The organism is Streptomyces sp. NPDC002680, assembly GCF_042889145.1.
GTDB lineage: Bacteria > Actinomycetota > Actinomycetes > Streptomycetales > Streptomycetaceae > Streptomyces > Streptomyces adonidis.
Window position 1 is genome coordinate 78825 of record NZ_JBIAQP010000008.1, and the last position, 21605, is coordinate 100429.

At 69.8% G+C, this 21605-nt stretch carries 19 protein-coding genes; 11 read left to right on the top strand and 8 right to left on the bottom strand.

Translation table 11 applies throughout. From position 1 onward, the window contains the following. The first annotated feature begins 161 nt into the window (after positions 1-161). Positions 162-1436, top strand: a complete 1275-nt coding sequence (locus ACFYXF_RS21645) for a GNAT family N-acetyltransferase (protein WP_389351374.1) — start codon at positions 162-164, stop codon at positions 1434-1436. Between the two features lie 249 nt (positions 1437-1685). Next, a complete protein-coding gene (locus ACFYXF_RS21650) occupies positions 1686-2543 on the top strand; it encodes a winged helix-turn-helix domain-containing protein (protein ID WP_389351975.1) in 858 nt (285 codons plus the stop codon). Between the two features lie 25 nt (positions 2544-2568). Here the strand turns inward: ACFYXF_RS21650 and ACFYXF_RS21655 are convergent, their stop codons facing one another. After that, positions 2569-2757 (bottom strand): hypothetical protein, encoded by a 189-nt coding sequence (locus tag ACFYXF_RS21655; protein ID WP_389351376.1) that lies wholly within the window; start codon positions 2755-2757, stop codon positions 2569-2571. A 170-nt stretch (positions 2758-2927) separates the two neighbouring features. Here ACFYXF_RS21655 and ACFYXF_RS21660 point away from each other — a divergent pair, with 170 nt between their 5' ends. Then, complete coding sequence (locus ACFYXF_RS21660; RefSeq protein ID WP_389351378.1) at positions 2928-3809, top strand: GntR family transcriptional regulator; 882 nt, start codon at positions 2928-2930, stop codon at positions 3807-3809. After that, a complete protein-coding gene (locus tag ACFYXF_RS21665) occupies positions 3809-4600 on the top strand; it encodes an HAD family hydrolase (RefSeq protein ID WP_389351380.1) in 792 nt (263 codons plus the stop codon). Before ACFYXF_RS21660 ends, ACFYXF_RS21665 begins: the two co-directional genes overlap by 1 nt. Here the strand turns inward: ACFYXF_RS21665 and ACFYXF_RS21670 are convergent. Beyond that, positions 4591-4773: a hypothetical protein gene (locus ACFYXF_RS21670; protein ID WP_389351382.1), complete on the bottom strand. Its 183-nt coding sequence runs from the start codon at positions 4771-4773 to the stop codon at positions 4591-4593. The two genes, ACFYXF_RS21665 and ACFYXF_RS21670, sit on opposite strands and share 10 nt — an antisense overlap. A gap of 175 nt (positions 4774-4948) precedes the next feature. Between ACFYXF_RS21670 and ACFYXF_RS21675 the strand changes: the two genes are divergently transcribed. Continuing rightward, positions 4949-5911 (top strand): winged helix-turn-helix domain-containing protein, encoded by a 963-nt coding sequence (locus tag ACFYXF_RS21675; RefSeq protein WP_389351383.1) that lies wholly within the window; start codon positions 4949-4951, stop codon positions 5909-5911. 15 nt (positions 5912-5926) lie between these two features. On the opposite strand, the gene ACFYXF_RS21680 is transcribed toward ACFYXF_RS21675, so the two are convergent. Then, complete coding sequence (locus ACFYXF_RS21680) at positions 5927-6679, bottom strand: HAD family hydrolase (RefSeq protein WP_389351385.1); 753 nt, start codon at positions 6677-6679, stop codon at positions 5927-5929. A gap of 290 nt (positions 6680-6969) precedes the next feature. Between ACFYXF_RS21680 and ACFYXF_RS21685 the strand changes: the two genes are divergently transcribed. The 4 genes from ACFYXF_RS21685 (at position 6970) to ACFYXF_RS21700 (ending at position 13198) form a co-directional block, all read left to right on the top strand. Then, positions 6970-8073, top strand: a complete 1104-nt coding sequence (locus tag ACFYXF_RS21685) for a phosphotransferase family protein (RefSeq protein ID WP_389351387.1) — start codon at positions 6970-6972, stop codon at positions 8071-8073. Between the two features lie 92 nt (positions 8074-8165). After that, on the top strand, positions 8166-10343 hold the full coding sequence (locus ACFYXF_RS21690) for a phosphotransferase (RefSeq protein ID WP_389351388.1): 2178 nt from the start codon (positions 8166-8168) through the stop codon (positions 10341-10343). A gap of 78 nt (positions 10344-10421) precedes the next feature. After that, positions 10422-11084, top strand: coding sequence for a TetR family transcriptional regulator (locus ACFYXF_RS21695; protein WP_389351390.1), 663 nt, complete (start codon positions 10422-10424; stop codon positions 11082-11084). A gap of 41 nt (positions 11085-11125) precedes the next feature. Further along, the gene (locus ACFYXF_RS21700) at positions 11126-13198 is read left to right on the top strand and encodes a HelD family protein (RefSeq protein WP_389351392.1); all 2073 of its coding nucleotides are present in this window, start codon (positions 11126-11128) and stop codon (positions 13196-13198) included. 103 nt (positions 13199-13301) lie between these two features. Here ACFYXF_RS21700 and ACFYXF_RS21705 read toward each other — a convergent pair whose 3' ends face one another. Next, a complete protein-coding gene (locus tag ACFYXF_RS21705; protein ID WP_389351393.1) occupies positions 13302-14132 on the bottom strand; it encodes a nitroreductase/quinone reductase family protein in 831 nt (276 codons plus the stop codon). A 181-nt stretch (positions 14133-14313) separates the two neighbouring features. Between ACFYXF_RS21705 and ACFYXF_RS21710 the strand changes: the two genes are divergently transcribed. Continuing rightward, the gene (locus ACFYXF_RS21710) at positions 14314-14871 is read left to right on the top strand and encodes an HAD domain-containing protein (RefSeq protein ID WP_389351395.1); all 558 of its coding nucleotides are present in this window, start codon (positions 14314-14316) and stop codon (positions 14869-14871) included. Positions 14872-15006: 135 nt separating this feature from the next. Further along, entirely contained in the window at positions 15007-17307 is a 2301-nt protein-coding gene (locus tag ACFYXF_RS21715) for a PQQ-binding-like beta-propeller repeat protein (RefSeq protein WP_389351397.1), read from the top strand. 386 nt (positions 17308-17693) lie between these two features. On the opposite strand, the gene ACFYXF_RS21720 is transcribed toward ACFYXF_RS21715, so the two are convergent. From ACFYXF_RS21720 to ACFYXF_RS21735, 4 genes are all read right to left on the bottom strand, one after another. Further along, positions 17694-20132: an ATP-binding cassette domain-containing protein gene (locus ACFYXF_RS21720; RefSeq protein ID WP_389351398.1), complete on the bottom strand. Its 2439-nt coding sequence runs from the start codon at positions 20130-20132 to the stop codon at positions 17694-17696. Between the two features lie 82 nt (positions 20133-20214). Further along, positions 20215-20625 carry a VOC family protein gene (locus ACFYXF_RS21725; RefSeq protein ID WP_389351400.1) on the bottom strand — a complete coding sequence of 137 codons (411 nt, stop codon included), beginning with the start codon at positions 20623-20625 and terminating at the stop codon, positions 20215-20217. 10 nt (positions 20626-20635) lie between these two features. Then, on the bottom strand, positions 20636-21118 hold the full coding sequence (locus tag ACFYXF_RS21730) for a helix-turn-helix transcriptional regulator (protein WP_389351401.1): 483 nt from the start codon (positions 21116-21118) through the stop codon (positions 20636-20638). An 85-nt stretch (positions 21119-21203) separates the two neighbouring features. Next, positions 21204-21548 (bottom strand): hypothetical protein, encoded by a 345-nt coding sequence (locus tag ACFYXF_RS21735; RefSeq protein WP_389351403.1) that lies wholly within the window; start codon positions 21546-21548, stop codon positions 21204-21206. Positions 21549-21605 lie beyond the last annotated feature (57 nt).

Here is a 21605-nt window from a genome sequence, read left to right on the forward strand (position 1 = left end):
CGCGCTGAAGATCAAGCCCCGGCCGGCATCATCCAGCCCCTCCGGCGTTTGAGGAGCGGGGGTTCGGGGGCGGAGCCCCCGAGGATGGGAACGGGTAGGGGCGGCGGGGGCGAGGAAAAATCCGCGCGACACCCCGGCCCCAGCCGCCCTAGCCTGGCCCCATGACCCCCCGTGATGCCATCGACATACGCCCCGTCAGTGAAGACGGGCTCCGGGAGTGGACCCGGGCTCTGAGTACCGGGTTTCTTCGGTCGCCCGAGGTCAGTGATGTGGAGCTGGAGGCGCGGCGCGGGCAGTTTCTGCCGGGGCGGACGCTCGGTGCGTTTGATGGCGGGCGATGTGTCGGGACGTTCCGTTCGTTCCCGCAGGAGCTGAGCGTCGGGGGCGGCGCCACCGTCCCCGCCGACGCCATCTCCAACGTCACCGTCTCCCCCACCCACCGCCGCCGAGGCATCCTCACCCGCATGATGGGTCAGGACCTCGCCGCCGCGAAAGAGCGCGGGGACGTCGTCGCCACGCTGATCGCCGCCGAGTACCCGATCTACGGACGGTACGGCTTCGGCCCCGCCACCTGGACCTCCGAGTGGACCATCGACGTACCGCGCACCGGCCTCGACCCCCGCTGGTCGGGCCCGACGGACGGCGGCCGTATCGACCTCGTGGACGGGGAGGATGTGCGGAAGCTGGGTCCCGAGCTGCACGCGCGGCTCGCGCGGCAGCAGCCCGGTGCCGTCAGCCGTGACGAGCGCTGGTGGCAGGTCAACACCGGGGCGGTGCGGTTCGGTGGGTCCTGGGACGAGCCCTTCTACGCCGTCTATCGTTCGGCGGAGGGTGAGGTCGACGGGCTTGTCTCCTACGAGGCCGACGACAAGTGGGACGCCAAGCAGCCGCAGGACACCGCCGATGTGAACTGGCTGATCGCCGCGACCCCAGCCGCCGAGCGCGCCCTGTGGCAGTACCTCTGCTCGATCGACTGGATCACCAAGGTCAAGACGGGCTGGCGCGCCCCGGACGACCTGCTCCCCTTCTTCCTGCCGGACCCACGCGCCGCGAAGCTCACCGCACACGCGGACTGGCTGTGGGTACGGATCCTGGATGTCGTACGGGCTCTGGAGGCTCGGCCCTACGACAGCGGCGACAGCGGTGCAAGTGGTCGCGGTCTTGTCCTCGAAGTCGTCGACGCGGACGGGTTCGCCGGTGGGCGGTATCGGCTCGACGTGTCCGACGCGGGGGTCGGGTCATGTGTGCCCGGAACGCGCGACGCCGCCGAACTCACCCTTGATGTAAGGGAGTTGGCGGCGCTCTGGCTCGGTGACGAGTCCGCGGTGCGGCTCGCCGCGCTGGGGCGGGTGCGGGAGGAACGAGCGGGCGCCGCCCTAGTGGCCGACGCCCTGCTGCGTACGTCCAGGCGCCCTTGGTGCCCGGACATCTTCTGAACCGTTGAGCCGACCTCTCTTCCGTAACTCGTGGTGGCTGCCGAGCTCCAGGCTCCCCTCCGGAGAAGAGTTCGGCAGCCAACCTGTGGAAGGTTTGACCATGTTGCCGAAGTTGGTAGTCATTGGCCGCCAACTTCACAGTACTTATCTCCATCTGTAGGCGTCTCATAACCACCTTCACTGGAACTGCCCAAAGATGGCGGGAAGTTGTAGTGTTTGGTTGTGGAGCCCCAGAGGTCACACCGCGAGGTGGCCGACGCCCTGCGCACCCGGATCAGGACCGGTGAGCTGCGGCCCGGCCAGCGCATGCCCACCCAGGCCAGGCTGGCCGAGGAGTTCGGCGTCGAGCGGGGTGCCGTACGGGAGGCGTTGCGCATCCTGCATTCCGAGCAGCTGCTGACCAACGTCAGCAAGGGGAGTCCGGCGAGGGTCGCCCCCGATCCGGGACCCGCGCTGACCGGCCCCGCCGCCCCGCCGCTGCCCACCACCGTCGCTCTCGCGCCCCGTATCGAGGCCGCCTTCGCGGTGCCGCACGTCGCCGTCGACGCCCTGTGTCTGACGGCCGTCTCGCTCACCCTCGCCATCGGTGAGCCGCTGCGGCAGATCCATGCCGGACGACTGAATCCGGCCAGGATCGACGTCCGGGTGCTGCTGCCGAGCCGGGACATCGACCTCGCGTGGCCGGCGCCCGTGGCCCTGGCGGACGGTTCCCCGGCCGGGTCCGAGGCCACCGGCCTGCTGCAGCGCCGCTGGCTGGCCCAGCGCAACGCCCAGGGGCAGGTGCTCCGGCACAATCTGCTGGTCCTGCGCGCCACGCACGGTATCGACGTGCGCGTCTCCTTCCGGGCCCTCCCGTTCACGCCACCGGTGAAGCTGTACCTGCTGAACGAGTCGGAGGCGCTCTTCGCGTACTACACGCTGACGAGGCGTGCGGCGGAGATCGACCACGAGCAGGTGGAGATGTACGACGCCGAGGGCGTCCGGTCGATGCTGTTCGCGTTCGAGCAGGGTGCCGGGCTGCGGGACACGACGTTCGTGGAGCAGTCGCACCTGTGGTTCAACGCGCTGTGGGAGACGATCAGTTCGGAGCTGACGCTCACGGACTGAGGTCTCCCACAGCGGTCTGCGACGGTCACAGGGCGGGGCCCGTGACCAGCAGGGCGAGGACCACCGCCCCGATGGAGCTGATGGTCGCGTTCTTGGCCTTGATGCCTATGGTGAGCAGCAGCAGGCCGACGACGCCTGAGGTGCCGTACTTCCAGCTGATGAGCTGCTGGAAGCCGCTGATGAAGACGGCGGCGAGGAGGGCGATGGCGGGCATGGTGGTTCCTCCTTCAAGCTTCAGGGGAGTGGCAAGGTGGTGGAGGGGAGGCAAAACTTCCGCCAACTTCATCAAGTTGGCAACCAACTCTGAATAGGTTGTCCCCACTTGGCCCCTAGTCATAAACAACTTTCAAACAACTCCCCATAGATGGATCGAAGTTGTAGCGTTTGGTCGTGACCCAGGAGAACGTGGCAGTGAACGGCAGCAGAAGACAGTCGCCCCAGGAGATCGCCGACGCCCTGCGTGACCGCATCCGCAGCGGCGACCTGCGGCCGGGCGACAGGCTGCCCACTCAGGCCGAGCTGGCCGAGGAGTTCGGCGTCGAGCGGGGTGCCGTACGGGAGGCGCTGCGCATCCTGCACTCCGAGCAGCTGCTCACCAACGTCAGCAAGGGCAGCCCGCCGCGTGTCGCCGCGACGACCCTGCCCCGGGAAGGGCCCCAGCCGACGATGGTGGGGCTGGCGCCACGGCTGACGGAGGCGTTCTCGGCACCGCACGTCCGGATCGACGCGGCCTGTCTCACCGCGGAGACCCTGATGCTGGCCGTCGGCGAACCGGTCCGGCTGATCCACGAGGGCAGCCTCCGCCCCGCGTCGATCGACGTACGCATCCTGCTGCCGTCCCGGGACATCACGCTGGCGTTCCCGGTCCCCGTGGAGGGCCGCAGCGACGACGACCCGGTCCACCAGCGCTGGCTCGCCCAGCGCAACGCCCAGGGGCACGTCCTGCGGCACAACCTGCTTGCCCTGCGCCACTCGCACGGCATCGACGTACGGGTGACGTTCCGGGCGCTGCCGTTCACCCCGCCGGTGAAGCTGTACCTGCTCAACGAGACCGAGGCGCTGATCGCGTACTACATGATCGCCCGCCGCGAGGAGGCCGTGGAGAGCGGGGTCACGCTCGACATGTACGACGCCCTCGGCACCGAGTCGCTGCTCTTCTCGTTCGGAAAGGGCGCCGGTGAACGGGACACGGCGTTCGTCGAGCAATCCCAGAAGTGGTTCGACGCCCTCTGGGAAACCATCACTTCGGACCTGACACTCTCCTAGTGACTTCAGATACGAGGCAGACCGGACCGGGCGCCGCAGAGACCGTGAACGAGATCGAGAACGAGATCGAGAACGACCTGGTGGAGAGTCTGCGGCAGCTGATCGCACCCGCACGCGTGGTGCTCTGGGACTTCGACGGGCCTATCTGCCGGCTGTTCGCGGGCTATTCGGCGGAGCGGGTGGCGATCCGACTGGTCGACTGGCTCGAAGGGCGGGGGCTGCACGGCCTGTTGACGCCGAGTGAGCTGGAATCCCTGGATCCGCACCAGGTCCTGCGTGCCGTCGACCGCAGGCACTCCGGCAGCGACCTGGTGGCGGAGCTGGAGGAGCGCCTCACCCAGGAGGAACTCCGGGCGGTGCCCAGGTCGATGCCCACTCCGTACGCCGACATCCTGATACAGACCTGGAAGGCCGTCGGAGCCAGACTCGCGATCACCACCAACAACTCCCCGAGAGTGGTGAGCACTTACCTCGCGGGGCGAAATCTGACCAGGTGCTTCACGCCGCACGTCTACGGCCGTACCCAGGACCTCCATCTCCTCAAGCCGGACCCGCACTGCCTGGTTCGCGCCCTGAACGCGATGGGCGCGGCCCCGGCCGCGGCCCTGATGATCGGCGACACCCCTTCGGACTACTTCGCCGCGCGCGAGGCCGGGGTGCCGTTCCTGGGCTACGCGCGTAACGAGGAGAAGGAGAAGACGCTCAGGGCAGCGGGAGCGGAAACGATGGTGGAGTCGCTGGCGCCGGTGCTACGGGCGGTCCGCAGCCAGGCGGCGGCCGGTCAGGCCTGAGTCATCAGCAGCGCGAACACCACCGCCGCCCCGACGGCCAGGCCGTTGTGACGCGACCTGATCCCGACGAAGATCGTGCTCAGCAGGATCAGGCCGAAGAGCCCGAGCCGTAGCTGTGCCAGCGTGCTCAACGCGAACTGGCATAACGCCCACAGCACTTGAAGAAGAAGCATGTCCCCCACCCGCACCTTCCACAGCGGTCAATCACTCAACTGTCGTTCCAATTGGACTGGTTGCTTTCAGGATTGGTCTTCCCTGGTCGGGAGATCCCTTAACTGCCCTGCTCAAGTGGTTGGTTGGTTGACGCAAATTGGTGTGGCCGCGGTCCGGAAGAGGTACGGTCGGTTTGTGGGTGAGCAACAGGACAACCAGCGTGGCAGCGAGGGCGGCGGCAGGGAGTTCGACCGGATCCTCGCCGAACTGATCCTCCGTATGTCCGGCGACGAGGGGACGCCCGCCGTCTATCCACTGGGGTCCCTGCTGCCTCCCCAGCGTGAACTCGCCCAGGAGTTCGGGGTGTCCAGGGACACCGTCCAGCGGGTGCTGCGCGTGCTAACCGAGCGGAATCTGATCGAGTCCCGGCAGGGCAGCGGCTCCCGGGTGATCGCCGCACCGGAGCCCGCGCCGCGTACGGCCGGCGCCCAGCCGGGCGGTGCGGTACGGCTCGCGCGTCCCGGACGTACGACCCTGGCCCCGCACATCCGCGAGGCGTTCACCAAACCCGAAGTCACCCTGGACGTCTTCACGTTGACGTCCGAGTCCCTCCAGGGGCACATCTGGCTCCAGGCGGAACGGATCAGGACCGGGGAGATCGCCGCCCCGCGGAGCATCGCCCTGCGCATGCTGCTGCCCACCGACGATCTGCCGCTGCCGTATCCGCGGGCCCTGGGGGACCCGGCCGACACCCGCCCCGTGGACCGGCTCCGGGCCATCACCGGCCGGCACGCCACCTCCCTGCGCCATGTGCTGGGCATGCTGCGGGCCGAAGGGCTGGTGGAGAACGTCGAGGTGGCGATCCGGCGGGTGCCGATCGTCCCGGCGTTCAAGCTCTATCTGCTCAACGGCACGGACGCGCTGCACGGAATGTACGAGGTGGTCGAGCGACCCATCGTGCTGGAGGACGAGACGAAACCCCTTGCCGCGATCGACGTCGTCGGGATCGGCGCCACCCTCATGCACTATGTGCGGGGCGAGGAGCCCCCGGAATCCGGTGCGTCGGATTCCGGCGAGCCGGAATCCCAGGGGTCGTTGTTCGTGGCGAGCATGCAGTCGTGGTTCGACTCGGTCTGGAAACACCTCGCGGAGGACTGACCGCCCGCAGGTGATTCACGCGACCGCCTCGACGACCGGCGCGTGCGAGGCCACCACGAAATCCGCTCCCCGGCGCAGCATTTCGCGCGCCCGCTCGTCGTACGGGGTGAATCCCAGGAAACGTACGCCCGCTCTTTCGGCCGCCGTCAGATCCGTCAACTGGTCGCCGATGAGCAGGACTTGCTTCGGCTTCGGGTCGCCGAGAAGACGTAATGCCCGCCGGATCGAATCCGGATGGGGTTTCATCAGCCGGGGATCGTGCGGATCGCGTCCGCAGATCGCCTCGAACCGCCTCAGCAGACCGATGTGTCGGAGGTATTCCCGTACGGGACCCTCGGCGTTGTTGCTCACAATTGCCAGGGGCTTTTCGCGGGCGTGCAGCGTCTCCACGAGTTCGCTCGCGCCGACCGTTTCCCTGGCCGAGTGCAAAGCCGAACGCACGGCGGCGTATTCGTACTTCTCGACGATCGCGTCCGCCCAGTCGAGCGGTCCGTCGAGGGCGGGCGCGTGCCGGTCCGCCATGGCGGCGAGCTCGCGGAGGATGCCGTGCGAGTCGGCGCAGTCCCGGACGTCCGGGTCCAACCCGGTGCCGGGCCACGCCTGTTCCGCCCGCGCCTTGACCTCGTCGGCGATGCTCGCGGTGGAGCGGCCGCCGAACAGGTCGCAGACGGGGCCGTCGAAGTCGATCAGCACCGCGTGGGTGTCGCGCAACAGGGCGCGCAGACGGTGCGGGTCCTGGGCGCGGGGGTCACCGGGGGCGCCACTCATGAGTCTCCTCGTTCGTCGGAATGTACGTAGGGCGCGCACCTGGCGCTCAATCGCCCGGTGCGGGGACCGATGCGGGGGCGGGGGACCGGCTTCTGGCAACATGCTCATTCACGGAGCGGTGGAGGAGTACCGTGCATCACTCCTCCACCATGGACGCGGGCCCCGTGGGTTCGTCGGTGCGGGACCGTCGGTGCGGGTCACGAGGGGTGCCGTGAAAGGGCCCCACGGGTTCCGGGGGGCGAGGCGGGTCCTCACGGATCCTTGTGTGTCCTCAGGCAAGAGAGCGGGCGATGTCAGCCGAACGAGTGTCTCCGGCTCCGGAGCGAGCCGTCGATGTGACCCCCGCGAGTGCCGCCGAGGAGACGCTCCAGGGCTACCACCATGTCACGCACGTGATCCCGCTCCCCGGGGCCGCCCCGGACGGCAGCCGGGTGCGCGGCAAGGTCCGCGAGCCGCGCGCCAACCTGCTCTGGTTCGACCGGCGTTGCTTCGTCTCGGAGGAGCAGCTGCTGGCGGACCTCCAGGGGCGCGTCGGCGGCATTCCCGAGCTGATCGAGGCCGGGGACATGCGGTTGCAGCGGTTCATCGAGGGGCGGACGCTGGCCGCGCGCCACCGCTCGGGCCGGGAGGTGCCCGGCGAGGTGGTCGACCAGGTCCTCGCGCTCTTCGAGCAGATGCTCGCCATCTCGGCGGACACCCTGAAGACGGAACGCCGGTGCGAGCCCGAGGACCGGGCCACCGATCCCAACAGCTCGGAGTTCCTGGAACGGCTCATCGCCTTCGCCGAGGAGCGCGTCTATCAGCGGAACCTTGCGGACTTCGAGTCCCTCTTCGACGCGCTGGGTGTCGACGCGGACTCTTTCAAAAGGCTCAGAAAGAACGTTTCGGACCTGACCGAACGCCCCTTTTGTCTGCTCCATGCCGACCTGCACCGGGAGAACTTCGTCCTGGACCGTACGGGCCGGCTCTGGACGATCGACTGGGAGTTGGCGATGTTCGGGGATCCGCTCTATGACCTGGCCACGCATCTCTATCTGATGCGATATCCGGAAGCTCAGCGGAACTCCCTCGCCGAGCGCTGGAGTTCAATCGCCGAGGAGATCAGGCCGGGTAGCGCGAAGAACTGGGAAGCGGACCTCCCGAAAATCATGGACTTCAAGCGGGCGCAGTCCGTATTCACCGATTCCATTCGTGCCACACAGATTCTGGTCTCCGGTACGAGGTTCAACTGGGCGCTTCTCTATCGCGAGGCCTCCAAGGTGCACAAGGCTCTCGTGGGCGCGGAGGAGCCCTTGGGGCTCACGGACGTACCGACTGTTCGGCATGTCGGGAAATCGCTTGTGCGCTGGCACCGGGAACGGGACGGGCGGAAAAGGGAAATCCCCTTCTCGTGAGCTCGTTTGAGTGACTCCTGCACCATGGGCCACAGAAGTGCTCTATCGTCAGTGGCCCCTGGTTCGGAGCGCTGAGCACAACAGGATCTCCATTGGGCGCACATCCCGCCCGGCAGCCCACCGTGTACCGCCAGTTCGTGGAACTGGCCCGCCGCGATGGAAAGCTTTACAACGGGCAGCACAACCTGAATTTCGTTCACCTTCTTACCCCGGAGATGGCCCGGCTCGTTTCCCTCAATGAGGGGACGGAGGTCATGGTCCGGATACCCAGACGCGACGTGCCGAGCGTGACGGTCAAGACCTGGCCGTTCGAGGAGGCCGCGATTCTCGTCGCCATCAAGGACGTCGTGCCGGGCGCGCCGATGTGTCTGATGGAGGACTGGGGCGAGTCCGAGCTGTACACCTTCGCGTTGGGCGCGGAGCTGTCCGCGTTCCACCGTGACGGCACCCCCGTCAACGGCAAGTTGATCGCGGCGATGACCGGCGTACTGGCACTTCTGCCGCTTGTGCCCCTGGACGCCCTGCCCCGGCTGCCCGCCAACTGGCCCGAGAGCGGCGACAGCCGGGGCTTCCTGCGGCATCTCGCCGGCCTCGCCGACCGGGACATCCGGCAGGCCAATCTGCCTGTCCACGGCCTGCTGTTCCGGATGCTGGGCATCCCCGACGACGGTCTGACGACGCTGGCCGCCCGGCTGCCCGCGATGACCTCCCGGCCGTACAGCCTCCTGCACGGCGATCTGCACCGCGGCAACGTGATCATTCCGTTCGTCCGTGACTCGCCGGTGCGTGTCGTCGACTGGGAACTCGCCACGTACGGTGACCCGTTGCACGATCTCGCCGTCCATCTGGTGCGGACGCGCTACCCCGCGTACCAGGAGAAGCAGGTGATCACCCGCTGGGCGGAGGCGATGGCGCGGACCAGTCCGGAGTCGGTGCGCGGGCTGCACGAGGACCTGTGCCACTACCTCGACTTCGAACACGCCCAGTCCGTCTACCCGGACGTGATCCGCGCGGCGCACGAGCTGGAGAGGTCGCCCGACCGGCAGCACCTCGCGGACGCCGTGCACCGGGTGCACCGGGCGCTGACGGTGGCCGCCGGCCCGCTCGCCATGCGGGACGTGCCGGACCCGGCGGAGATCGCGGACGTGCTGGACCGGTGGACGCGCTTCAGGTGCGGCACACCGGTCGGCGGCGGTCGCGCGACGGAGTCCGTCGACTGGCGGCCGGAGCGCGGCCACCCCTACCGGGACGACTTCACCGACGCCCATGTCGCCGACGCGCTGCTCGCGGAGCGCTCGGTGCCCGACCACGCCGTGCACAGGGGTACGGCGTATGTGAACTCGGTGGTGCGGGTGCCCGGCCGGTGCACCCCGGTTGTCATCCGCCGCCGTACCGAGGGCCGCTGCCCCCGGCGTGAACAGGGCGTGCTGACCGAGCACTTGGTGCTCCGGCAGATCGAGCGTGCGAAGGTCGGCGTGGCGGTACCGGGGCTGCTTGCCCTGGGCGACGACGGCGACCCGGCGGGCCCCTTCGCCGTGCACACGTACGCCGGTCAGGGCGACGGCAGCGCACCGCCGGAGCATCCGGTGGACGGCCTCAGGCCGCACGAGGCCGACGACCTGGTCGACCAGCTCTGCGAACTCACCCGCGTCGACTACCGCGGTCTCGACCCGACGGCGACCGACGACGGCTTCTACGAGCTGCTGACGGACCGCCTCGTACGCATGGTCGAGTCGCTGCCCGACAAGTCGCGCCGGCTCGCCGAGGAGTACGGGCTGCCCGGCCCGGAGCACCTCGGCCGGATCCTGTCCCGCTACCGGACCGGCCCGCGCACCCCGTCCCTGCTGCACGGCGACCTGCACCCCTGGAATCTCGTACGCCTGAACGAGGAAAGGTTCGCTCTGTCCCTCATCGACTGGGAGCTGGCGATGGTCGGCGATCCGCTGTACGACCTGGTCCGCCACCACCACCTCACCCGGGCCGACAGGGTCGTGCAGGACCACATGCTGCGCCGCTGGGAGGGGACCCTGCCGGTGGACTACACCCGGGGCTGGCAGCGTGACCGGCCGACGTACGAGCGGCTGGAGACGGTCCGTTCCGCGTACCTCGACCTGGACCGGCTGGTGACCCGCACCGATCTGGAGGCACCCAATGTCGACCGGGCGGTGGCGTCCGTCAAGCGGACTCTGGGCTCCGCCCTGACCAAGTTGGGCCTGGCGCCGGGGCGGATGGCGAACCCTTATCTGCGACGGGCGTTGCCCAGCCAGTGAGGGTTCGTCTGCGTGCCCGGACCCCGTGCGTCCTGCATGTTTCCCGGCGTCGGCGTGGTGGTGCGTACTCTCCCTTCCATGGCAGAGATCGGGCTGCGTGAGCGTAAGAAGCGGCAGACGTACCAGAACGTGTCCGACATCGCGATCGGGCTCTTCCTGGAGAAGGGCTTCGACGCGGTCTCCGTCGCGGAGATCGCCGCCGCGGCCGGGATCTCGAAACCGACGCTGTTCCGGTACTTCCCGGCCAAGGAGGACCTCGTCCTGCACCGGTTCGCGGACCACGAGGACGAGGCTGCGCGGGTGGTGCGGGCGGCCCGTGCGACGGCGGGCGCGGGTGCGTCGCCGGTCGACGCGCTGCGCCGGCAGTTCCTCGACGGGCTCAGCCGCGAGGACCCGGTCACCGGCCTCAACGACGCCCCCGGGGTGCTCGCCTTCCACGGTCTGCTCTACGGCACCCCGTCGCTGGTCGCACGGGCGTACGAGTACCAGCAGCGGTCGGAGGCCGCACTCGCCGGTGCCCTGGGCGGCACCCTGGCGGCCCGGCTCGCGGCCGGGCAGATCATCGCCGTACAGCGGATCCTCGCGCAGGAGAACTGGCGGCGGATAGCCGCGGGGGAGGCGGTGGAGGCGGTGCGCGTGGACGCGGTCGAGGCGGCCGAGGAGGCGTTCGGGCAGCTGGAGGCGGGGCTGCCGTGGCTTCGGGACATGGGCCTCGGCAACGCGACTGACAAGACTGGGTAAAATATTTAACCCGGTTACGTTATTTCGGTAGGCTTGCTGGAATGACGCCACCCGACTCCCCGCTCCGCGACTCCCTGCGCCGCGAACGTGCCCATCACGACGTCTGCCGTGCCGCCCTCGCCGCGATGATCGCCGGTGCCCAGGAGCATGTCGTCACCGGTGCGGACGTCTCCGCCTCCGGGGCGGACGCGGAAGTGCTCGGGTACCAGCTGCGCAGCAAGGCGAAGGAACTGGGCGAACTGCCCGAAGGGCCGTTGTTCTTCGGCCGGTTGGACTTCGACGAGGGGGACGGCGGGGGCGATCACCGTGGCGCGCGCTACCACATCGGGCGGCTGCGGATCTCCGAGCATCCGACCCGCCCGCCCCTCGTCGTGGACTGGCGGGCCCCCGTCTCCCGGGCCTTCTACCAGGCCGGCGCCCGTGATCCGCAGGGCGTGGCCGTACGGCGGCGGTTCGGCTGGGCGCCCGGCAGTACGGGGGACTCCGCCGACCTGACCGGCCTGGAGGACGAGCACCTCACGGAAGTGGGCGCGGGGGAGGCGGAGTTGGCGGGCGGCGCGGACGGGCTGGTCGCGCGGGAGATCGCCCGGCCCCGGGTCGGGCCCATGCGGGACATCGCCGCGACGATCCAGCCCGAGCAGGACGACCTCGTACGGGCGGATCTCGGCGTCTCCGTCTGTGTGCAGGGCGCCCCCGGCACCGGCAAGACGGCCGTCGGGCTGCACCGGGCCGCGTACCTTCTCTACACCCACCCCCAACGCGTCCAGCGCGGCGGCCTGTTGATCCTCGGGCCGAACCGCACGTTCCTCTCGTACATCTCGGAGGTGCTGCCCGCCCTCGGCGAGACGGGCGTACGGCAGTCCACGGTCACGGACGAGATCGCGGGTGCTGGCCGTCCGGTGCGGGCGGAGGACGACGAGCGGGCCGCCGTCGTGAAGCACGACGTGCGGATGGCGGAGGTGTTGCGCCGGGCGCTGTACGCACGTGTGGCGACCGACGAGCACGCCAACTCCCTTGATCCCCTTGAGGTTCCGGACGACTCGTACCGCTGGCGGATCCCTGCGGCGGAGCTGGCGCGGATCGTGGCGGGCGTACGGGCCGAGGAGCCGCCGTACGGCGTGGGGCGCGAGCGGGTGCGGACGCGGGTGGTGGCCCGTGTCCAGCGGGAGGCGGAGCGGCGGGCGGGGGCGCAGTCGAACGGCTGGGTACGGCGGATCGAGCGGGCGCGGCCGGTCGGGGCGTATGTGGAGGCGGTGTGGCCGAGGGTACGGCCTGAGGAGGTGGTGGCCGAACTGCTGGGCGACGAGCGGGCGTTGGCGCGGGCGGCCGAGGGGGTGCTGGGGGTGGAGGAGCAGCGGGCGGTGAGTTGGGCGCGTCCGCCGAGGTCGTGGAAGTCGGCGCGCTGGTCGGCCGCCGATCTGGTCCTCCTCGACGAGGTCGCCGGTCTGATCGAACACCCCGAGGGGTACGGCCATGTCGTGATCGACGAGGCGCAGGACCTCTCCCCGATGGAGTGCCGGGTGATCGCGCGCCGGGCGCCCTACGGCTCGTTGACCGTCCTGGGCGACCTGGCCCAGGGCACCACACCGTGGGCGGCTCGGGCGTGGGGGCCCCTGCTGGGCCACCTGGGCAAGCCGGACGCCACGGTGATCCCGCTGACGACCGGGTTCCGGGTGCCGAGGACGGTGGTCGACTTCGCCAACCGGCTGCTGGCGAAGCTGGAGGTGGCGGTGCCGCCGGCCCGATCCCTGCGCGGGGACGGGGAGTTGAGGGTGGTGGAGACGCCGGACGTCGCCGGGGAGGTGGTGGCCGCGGTGAGGCGGGCGTTGGGTGCGGAGGGGTCGGTGGGGGTGGTCGCGGCGGAGGGTGAAGTGGCCGCCGTGCGGGAGATGTTGGGGGCGCTGGGGGAGGAGCGACGGGTCGCGGTGATGTCGGCGACGGCCGTGAAGGGGCTGGAGTGGGACCACGTGGTCGTGGTGGAGCCGGCGGCGATCGTGGAGGGGGAGGGGGAGGGGGAGGGTGCGGCCGGGCGGGGGTTGCATCGGCTGTACGTGGTGCTGACGCGGGCGGTGTCACGGCTGGAGGTCGTGCATGGGCGGGCGTTGCCGTTCTGAACGGGGTGGGTCTGAACGGGGTGAGGGTGGGGCGCCCTCGCCGCGGCGGGCGCCCCACTGTCTTGCTTCAGAACCTCAGAGCAGCTGTCTTTGCTTCAGAACCTCAGAGCAGCGGGATCAACTGCTCCTCCTCGTAGGTGAGATGGGCTTCGAGTTCGAGGGTGAGGCGCTCGACCTCCGCCCGGACGGCGGCGCCCTCCCCGGAGAGGACCCCGCGCAGCTGCTCGACGAGTTCGGCGATCCGCTCGTGCTCGGTGCGCAGGCGGTCCAGGGCGGGGGCCGACTGCGGGTGACGGTCGGCGAGGAAGGGGAACAGGCCGATGTCCTCGCCGGTGTGGTGGTTGTGCAGCCCCGCGCAGAAGGTGAGGCAGTTGGCGCGCAACTGGGCGCCGAGGGGTGCGGTGTTGCCGGTGGCGGCGCTCATCTCCTGGCGTATCAGGGCGAGTTCACGCCGGAAGGCGTCGTGGACGACCTTGATGGCCTCGGCCATGCCGGAGGCGTTGATACGGGGCGGTCCGTCCTGCGCGATCCCGTACAGGGCGACCACGGGGATGATCCGGTCGGTCTTCTCCTGGTACGTGGCCCAGCCCGGCTCCGCCTCGACGGCGCGCGCGAAGATCCGGTCGCGCTCGTCGCGGTCGAGGACGACGGCACGGGCGTCGTACGTGAACACGCCTGACTCGACGGTGACTTGGGGGTGGGCGAGGATGTTGCGGTACCAGTCGGGATGCCTGGAGGAGCCCGCCGCCGAGGCGATGACGAGGACTCGCTCGCCGCCGTCGGGGAGGTAACCGAGGGGTGTGGTGTGCGGGGTTCCGGTGCGGGCGCCGGTGGTGGTGAGGAGAAGGAGCCGGGCGCCTTCGAAGTAGCCGCCTACCTTGCCGTGGTTGGCCCGGAACTCGTCGATGACGGGCTGGTTGAAGTCGTTGGGCATGCTCTGCTTTCTGTGCGAGTGGTTTCTCTGTCGGTCACACGGACTCCCCGTGGAAAGGGGAAAAAGAGAAACCGGCGGGCCCCTGGCCCACCCCGACCTCACTCAGAGGCCGGGCACCCAACTCGCTCACGGCACAAGGCCGACCCGGCAGTCATGGGGATCACGGTATCAAGGGGGGACGATGACGAGCCTTTCCTTTTCCGCCGCCGCGCATGGTCCCCTCCCACTGCTCTTCCTGGATGTCGACGGACCGCTGATCCCGTTCGGCGGGACACCGGAGGAGTATCCGGACGGCTATCCGACGTACCGGCCCGCCCGGCGACCGCGACTCCCGGCGTCCCAGGTGAACCCCCTGTTGCCCAGGATCGATCCCGCACTCGGGCCTCGACTCGCCGCGCTGGGCTGTGAGTTGGTGTGGGCCACGACCTGGATGGACGAGGCGAACGAGTGTGTCGCGCCGTGGCTGGGGCTGCCGGATCTTCCGGTGGTGGCCTGGCCGGACCCGGGCTCCGATGCTCCGCAGGGAGTGCCCGAGCCGGCTGGCGTGCATTGGAAGACTCGCCCTCTTGTCGAGTGGGCGGCAGGGCGGGACTTCGTCTGGCTCGATGACGAGATCGGTGGGGGCGATCGGAGCTGGGTGGCGGCGCACCACCCGGGGCGGGCCCTGTTGCATCGGGTCGATCCTCGGCATGGGCTGGGGGACGCGGACTTCGGGGTCGTGGAGGCGTGGCTGCGCTGATTCGGGATTCGGCTCCGGCTCCGGATTCGGCTCGGGATGCTTACTCCTTCGTCATCGAAGTGGTTGTGGCACGCGTACTACTCTGTGGCTCCTGAACAGCTGTGCGGCACAGGGGTTTTGGGAAGGTGGGCGGCGATGCCGCTGAGCGCCGGGGAATCTGGGGCCGTCGGGTCGTCCGTCGGCGGTTATGTGCTGGGCGAGCGGCTCGGCAGTGGCGGTATGGGGATCGTCTACCTGGGACGTTCGGCCTCGGGGCGGCAGGTCGCGGTCAAGGTCGTGCACGCGCAGTACGCGCAGGACGAGGAGTTCCGTACCCGGTTCCGGCAGGAGGTCGCGGCGGCGCGGCGGGTCAGCGGGGCCTTCACCGCCTCGGTGGTGGACGCCGATCCGGACGCCGAAGTGCCCTGGATGGCGACGCTGTACGTGCCCGGGCGCACGCTGGCCGACATCGTCAGCAAGGAAGGGCCGTTGGCGGGGCGGGAGTTGCGTACTCTCGCTCTCGGGCTCGTCGAGGCGCTGCGGGACATCCACCGGGCGGGTGTCGTGCACCGGGATCTCAAGCCGAGCAACGTACTGATGGCCGAGGACGGGCCGCGCGTCATCGACTTCGGGATCTCGCGCGCCGTCGACAGTCAGACGCTCACCGTGACCGGCCGGCTGATCGGCACCCCGCCCTTCATGTCCCCGGAGCAGTTCGCGGCGCCCCGGGACGTCACCGCCGCCTCGGACGTGTTCTCGCTGGGCTCGCTGCTGGTGTACGCGGCCACCGGGAACCGTCCCTTCGACGGGGAGAGCCCGTACATGACGGGCTATCAGGTGATGCACGCGGAGCCCGCCCTGGACGGCGTGCACGAGCCCCTGCGGAGCATCGCCGAGCGCTGTCTGGACAAGGATCCTGGCTCCAGGCCCGAACTCGCCGAGCTGTATGGGCTGTTCAGGGCGCTGCCGGACACGGCCAACGCTTCTCCGGGCGCGGCCACCGCCGCTCCGGGCGCGGTCGCCACCCCGCCGGACATGGCAGCCACCTCGGGCGTGGTCGGTTCGCCGGCCGGTCCAGGGCACCGGAGGGCCTCCCGGCGGGCCGGTGGTGCGACGACCGCGACCGGGGGCGGGGGCGGCGGTCGCGGGCGACGGGTGCGCCGCCTGGTCGTCGTCGGGGCGGCCCTGGCCGTCACCGTGGTGTGCGCGTCGGTGTACCACCTGGTGTCGAGTTCGAGGACCACGGACGGCCCGCCCGCGGCCGACACCCCGGCCTCCCCCACCCCGGCGCTTCCCACCGGCTGGCGGCCCTGGCAGGCGAGCCTCTTCCGACCCGTCAAGGACGAGTCCCAGATCTTCAACGCGGACAGCGTGGATTCCGGCTGTGCGTCCGGTGGATCCGCTGTGTACTGCTCGGGGACCGGTTTCACGGTCGCCCGGATCGACGCCGCCTCGGGCCGCGTCGACTGGCGGTTCGGCAGCAGCCCCCAGTCCGCCGAGCGGCCCCTCGGCGTTCGGGACGGGATCGTGTACGGGACCGACCAGCCGAACGTGACCGACGTGCAGTCGACCCAGCGGCTGTTCGCCCTCGACGCGAAGACCGGGAAACCGGTCTGGACCCGGGCGATCGACGCGGGCCGTGGCGCCGCCCTGTTCGACGGCGGTGTCCTGGCGATGCCGGACGGGGCGAGGGAGTTCGTCGCCGTCGACGCCAGGACGGGCAAGGACATGTGGCGGACACCGGCGACGTCGTCGGCCGGCACCGCCTGCGACGTGCTGGTCCTGGGCGGTGTGCCCTACGGCACGTGCCTCGACGAGGACGATCCCACTCAGGGCTCGAGCGCCCTCCTGCGCCTCGACCCGGCTGACGGTACGGCGCATGAACTCGCCGAACTGCCCCTGAACGCGCTGCCGCTCGGCGTGGTCGGTGGGCAGCCGTTGTTCGCGCTGCCGCGGCAGGTGGAGTGGGAGTCGAACGACGGGCGGGACGAGGCGTACAAGGCGCTGCTGCGGGTGAACCCGACCAGCGGTGCGGTCGTCGAGATCCCGCTGGCGGGGACACCGCGCGGCACGGTCACCCTCGTCGACGGGGTGGTGTACTGCGTACGGCCCGACGGGACCGTCACCGCGAGCGGGGTGAGTGACGGGGCACGGCTGTGGCAGGTGGGCACGCAGGTGGAGAATCTGTCGGCGCCGGTGTGGTCGGTGACGTACGACCAGTTGTACTTCGCCAATCGGTACGGGCGGCTGCTTGCGCTGGATCGTGGGACGGGTGGGGTGCGGTGGAGTACGGACAAGCTGGGGGATGGGGGGACTTCGGCGGAGGACACGTTTCCCAGCGTGTTGCTGGTGAAGGACGCGATCGTGGCCGTGGCGGGTGACACGGCGTTCTCTGTCCGGGCGGACGGGGCTGTGACGCGTAGGTCGACGCCTCCGACACCGGCCGCCTCGAACTGACCGGTGCGGCCGCCTGCTCCAATACGTTCGGCTGCGGGCCCGGTGGGGGCTGGTCGCGCAGTTCCTCGCGCCCCTGAAAGGCCCGCCCGTCCCGATCCGTTTGGCTGCGGGCCGGTGGGGGTTGAGCGCGCAGTTCCTCGCGCCCCTGAAAGGCCCGCCCGTCCCGATCCGTTTGGCTGCGGGCCGGTGGGGGCTGGTCGCGCAGTTCCCCGCGCCCCTAGGAGGGCGCTTCGCGCCCGTCCAACCCGCCCAGCTGAGGACGGGCGGTGCCCGTCGAACGCACCTAGCTGCGGGCATGCGTGCCGCTAGGGGCGGCACGGGTGGGCGCAGCGGCACCCCGTACAGCGCCGGGCTGCGCGACCCACCCCCGCCCCGCACCACGTTGCTCAGTCGCCCACGTACCCCGCCAAGTGCTCCCCCGTCAGCGTCGACCGCCCCGCCACCAGCTCCGCCGGAGTTCCCTCGAAGACGATTCGGCCTCCGTCGTGGCCCGCGCCGGGGCCCAGGTCGATGATCCAGTCGGCGTGGGCCATCACCGCCTGGTGGTGTTCGACCACGATGACCGACTTGCCCGCGTCGACGAGGCGGTCGAGGAGGGCGAGCAGGTGTTCGACGTCGGCGAGGTGGAGGCCGGTCGTCGGCTCGTCGAGGACGTATACGCCCCCCTTGTCGCCCATGTGCGTGGCCAGCTTGAGGCGCTGGCGTTCGCCGCCGGAGAGGGTGGTGAGGGGCTGGCCGAGGCTGAGGTAGCCGAGGCCCACGTCGGCCAGGCGGTCCAGGACGCGGTGCGCGGCCGGCGTACGCGCGTCGCCCGCGCCGAAGAACTCCTCCGCCTCCGTCACCGACATCGCCAATACCTCGCTGATGTCCCGGCCGCCGAGGCGGTATTCCAGTACCGCCGCCTGGAAACGCTTGCCCTCACAGTCCTCGCAGGTCGTCGCCACCCCCGCCATCATCGCCAGGTCCGTGTAGATGACACCGGCACCGTTGCAGGTGGGGCACGCGCCCTCCGAGTTCGCGCTGAACAGGGCCGGCTTGACCCCGTTGGCCTTGGCGAACGCCGTACGGATCGGGTCCAGGAGCCCCGTGTACGTCGCCGGGTTGCTCCGTCGGGAGCCGCGGATCGGGGTCTGGTCCACCGACACCACGCCCTCGCCGACCGCACCCTTGGTGTCCACCAGCGAGCCGTGGATGAGTGAGCTCTTGCCCGAACCCGCCACGCCCGTCACCACGCACAGCACCCCCAGCGGGATGTCCACGTCCACGCCCTGGAGGTTGTGCTTCGTGGCGTTTCGGATCGGGAGCGTGCCCGTCGGCTTCCGCACTGTCTCCTTCAGCGACGACCTGTCGTCGAAGTGGCGGCCCGTTACCGTGCCGCCCGTCCGCAGGCCCTCCACCGTGCCCTCGAAACAGACCGTGCCGCCCGCCGTACCCGCCCCGGGGCCGAGATCGACGACATGGTCGGCGATCGCGATCACCTCGGGTTTGTGCTCCACGACGAGCACGGTGTTGCCCTTGTCGCGCAGCCGCAGCAGCAGGTCGTTCATGCGCTGGATGTCGTGCGGATGCAGGCCGATCGTCGGCTCGTCGAAGACGTACGTGATGTCGGTGAGGGAGGAGCCGAGATGGCGGATCATCTTGACGCGCTGTGCCTCGCCGCCCGAGAGGGTGCCCGAGGCGCGGTCCAGCGAGAGATAGCCGAGGCCGATCTCCACGAACGAGTCCAGCGTGTGCTGGAGCGCGGTGAGGAGTGGGGCGACCGAGGCGTCCTCGATGCCTCGTACCCATTCCGCCAGGTCCCGGATCTCCATCGCGCAGGCGTCGCCGATGCTGATCTTCCCGATCTTCGACGAACGGGCGCCCTCGCTCAGCCGCGTGCCCTCGCACTCGGGGCAGGTCGTGAAGGTGACCGCCCGCTCCACGAAAGCCCGGATGTGCGGCTGCATCGCCTCCTTGTCCTTGGACAGGAACGACTTCTGGATCTTCGGGATCAGGCCCTCGTAGGTGAGGTTGACGCCGTTGACCTTGACCTTCGTCGGCTCGCGGTAGAGGAAGTCCTGCATCTCCTTCTTGGTGTAGCGGCGGATCGGCTTGTTCGGGTCGAGGAAGCCGGACTCGGCGTAGATGCCGACGGTCCAGACGTTGTCCGACTTCCAGCCCGGGATCGTGAACGCGCCCTCGGCGATCGACTTGGAGTCGTCGTACAGCTCGGTGAGGTCGATGTCGGAGACCGCGCCCCGGCCCTCGCAGCGCGTGCACATACCGCCGGTGCGGTTGAAGGTCGCCTTCACGGTTTTGGTTTTGGCCGCGCCTCGGTCGACCGTGATCCCGCCGCTCGCCCGCACCGACGCCGTGTTGAACGAGTACGCGCTCGGCGGGCCGATGTGCGGCTGCCCGAGCCGGCTGAAGAGGATGCGCAGCATCGCGTTGGCGTCGGTGGCGGTGCCGACCGTGGAGCGCGGGTCGGAGCCCAGTCGCTGCTGGTCGACGATGATCGCGGTCGTCAGCCCTTCGAGCACGTCGACCTCGGGCCGCGCCAGCGTCGGCATGAACCCTTGCAGGAACGCGCTGTACGTCTCGTTGATCAGCCGCTGCGACTCTGCGGCGATCGTGTCGAACACCAGGGAACTCTTGCCGGAACCGGAGACACCGGTGAACACCGTCAGCCGACGCTTGGGCAGCTCGATGCTGACGTCCTTGAGGTTGTTCTCGCGCGCACCGAACACACGGATCAGATCGTGACTGTCGGCACTGTGCGGCGCGGCGGCCGACTGCGGGGCCGACTTCGGGGCCGGCTGCTGGGCCGACTTCAGGGGCCTGCTCATCGGGTCTCCGTCTCGTCCGGTTTTCTTACATACTTACGGTCTCTTACCGGCGTATCTAGCCCTTCTGGCCCTTCTGGCCCTTCTAGCTCTTCGGCTTCTGCGAGATCCGTACGAGGTTGCCGGACGGGTCCCGGAACGCGCAGTCGCGCGGGCCCCACTGCTGGTCCATGGGCTCCTGGAGCACCTCGGCGCCGGAAGCCCGTACCTTCTCGAACATGGCGTCGAGGTCGTCGGTGCGGAAGACGAACATGGGCATGACGCCCTTGGTGAGCAGTTCCTGGAGGGCGTCGCCGTCGGCCGGGGAGCGGCCCGCGTGCGGCTCGGAGAGGACGAGTTCGAGGTCGGGCTGCGCGGGGCTGCCGAGGGTGACCCAGCGGAAGCCGCCGGAGGCGACGTCGTTGCGGACCTCGAAGCCGAGCGCGTCGCGGTAGAAGGCGAGCGCCTCGTCGGGGTCGTTGACCGTGATGTGGCAGTACTGCAGTGCGATGTCCATGCCGACAACGCTAGGCGGCGGCCGTACGGCCCGCTTCTCGAATCCTGCTCGGCATGTTTTCGGCCGACGACTCGGGAGCGTCCGGGCCCGGCGCGGGGTTCCTGCTCGGCCGCGTGAACACCTTGGCCACGCACGCGGGCATCGCCGTCACCGCGTCGTGCCCCCGGCTGCGGTACGCGCTCGGCGTCTCCCCCACGATCTCGGTGAACCGCGAGCTGAACGAACCGAGCGAGGTACAGCCGACGGTCATGCACGCGTCGGTCACACTCATCCCGCCCCGCAGCAGCGTCATCGCCCGCTCGATCCGCCGGGTCATGAGATAGCTGTACGGCGTCTCCCCATAGGCCGCCCGGAACCGCCGCGAGAAGTGCGCCGGGGACATCAGCGCGTGCTTGGCCATGGTCGGCACGTCCAGCGGACGCGCGTACTCCCGGTCGATCAGATCCCGTGCCCGACGCAGATGCGCGAGGTTGGCGAGTTCCTGCGGGTCCATGCGGCGACCGTACCACCGGGGTACGGGGCCGGTCAGGGCTTGAACGACCGGCACCCGGAGCCGTCGCTGCCTCCGCGCGAGGGCATCAGACGGTGATCTCCCGGCACAGGCCGCCCTCGTCGTCGTACAGCTCCAGGCCGAAGCGCAGTCCGAACCGGGAGAGGAGCGTCGCGAGGGCGTCGAGCCTGTCCGGGGCGACGACACCGTTCAGCAGGATGTCCGGCCCGTCGGCCGGATCGAGGCCGACCCGGCACCAGCTCGTCCCGACCTCGTACGCGTCCCAGGACGACGACCGGGACGTCCAGCCGGCCCGGACGAAGTGCTCGGCCACGGCCGAGGCTTCGAGGTGCCCGCGCAGCACACCGCACAGGTTGTTGCCGGCCTCCCGTAGACCGGGGGCGAGATCCGGGCCGTCGTCCGAGGTGTCCACGATCGGATTATCGGTGTTCGGCGGAATGGGGAGCCCCCGTAGGATCCAGGGGGGCGG

What these genes read in the sequence shown, in the direction of transcription:
- ACFYXF_RS21645 (WP_389351374.1), top strand. Translation starts at nt 162, where the DNA reads ATGACCCCCCGTGATGCCATCGACATACGCCCCGTCAGTGAAGACGGG.
- ACFYXF_RS21655 (WP_389351376.1), bottom strand. Translation starts at nt 2,757, where the DNA reads ATGCCCGCCATCGCCCTCCTCGCCGCCGTCTTCATCAGCGGCTTCCAG.
- ACFYXF_RS21670 (WP_389351382.1), bottom strand. Translation starts at nt 4,773, where the DNA reads ATGCTTCTTCTTCAAGTGCTGTGGGCGTTATGCCAGTTCGCGTTGAGC.
- ACFYXF_RS21680 (WP_389351385.1), bottom strand. Translation starts at nt 6,679, where the DNA reads ATGAGTGGCGCCCCCGGTGACCCCCGCGCCCAGGACCCGCACCGTCTG.
- ACFYXF_RS21685 (WP_389351387.1), top strand. Translation starts at nt 6,970, where the DNA reads ATGTCAGCCGAACGAGTGTCTCCGGCTCCGGAGCGAGCCGTCGATGTG.
- ACFYXF_RS21695 (WP_389351390.1), top strand. Translation starts at nt 10,422, where the DNA reads ATGGCAGAGATCGGGCTGCGTGAGCGTAAGAAGCGGCAGACGTACCAG.
- ACFYXF_RS21700 (WP_389351392.1), top strand. Translation starts at nt 11,126, where the DNA reads ATGACGCCACCCGACTCCCCGCTCCGCGACTCCCTGCGCCGCGAACGT.
- ACFYXF_RS21705 (WP_389351393.1), bottom strand. Translation starts at nt 14,132, where the DNA reads ATGCCCAACGACTTCAACCAGCCCGTCATCGACGAGTTCCGGGCCAAC.
- ACFYXF_RS21710 (WP_389351395.1), top strand. Translation starts at nt 14,314, where the DNA reads ATGACGAGCCTTTCCTTTTCCGCCGCCGCGCATGGTCCCCTCCCACTG.
- ACFYXF_RS21715 (WP_389351397.1), top strand. Translation starts at nt 15,007, where the DNA reads ATGCCGCTGAGCGCCGGGGAATCTGGGGCCGTCGGGTCGTCCGTCGGC.
- ACFYXF_RS21720 (WP_389351398.1), bottom strand. Translation starts at nt 20,132, where the DNA reads ATGAGCAGGCCCCTGAAGTCGGCCCAGCAGCCGGCCCCGAAGTCGGCC.
- ACFYXF_RS21725 (WP_389351400.1), bottom strand. Translation starts at nt 20,625, where the DNA reads ATGGACATCGCACTGCAGTACTGCCACATCACGGTCAACGACCCCGAC.
- ACFYXF_RS21730 (WP_389351401.1), bottom strand. Translation starts at nt 21,118, where the DNA reads ATGGACCCGCAGGAACTCGCCAACCTCGCGCATCTGCGTCGGGCACGG.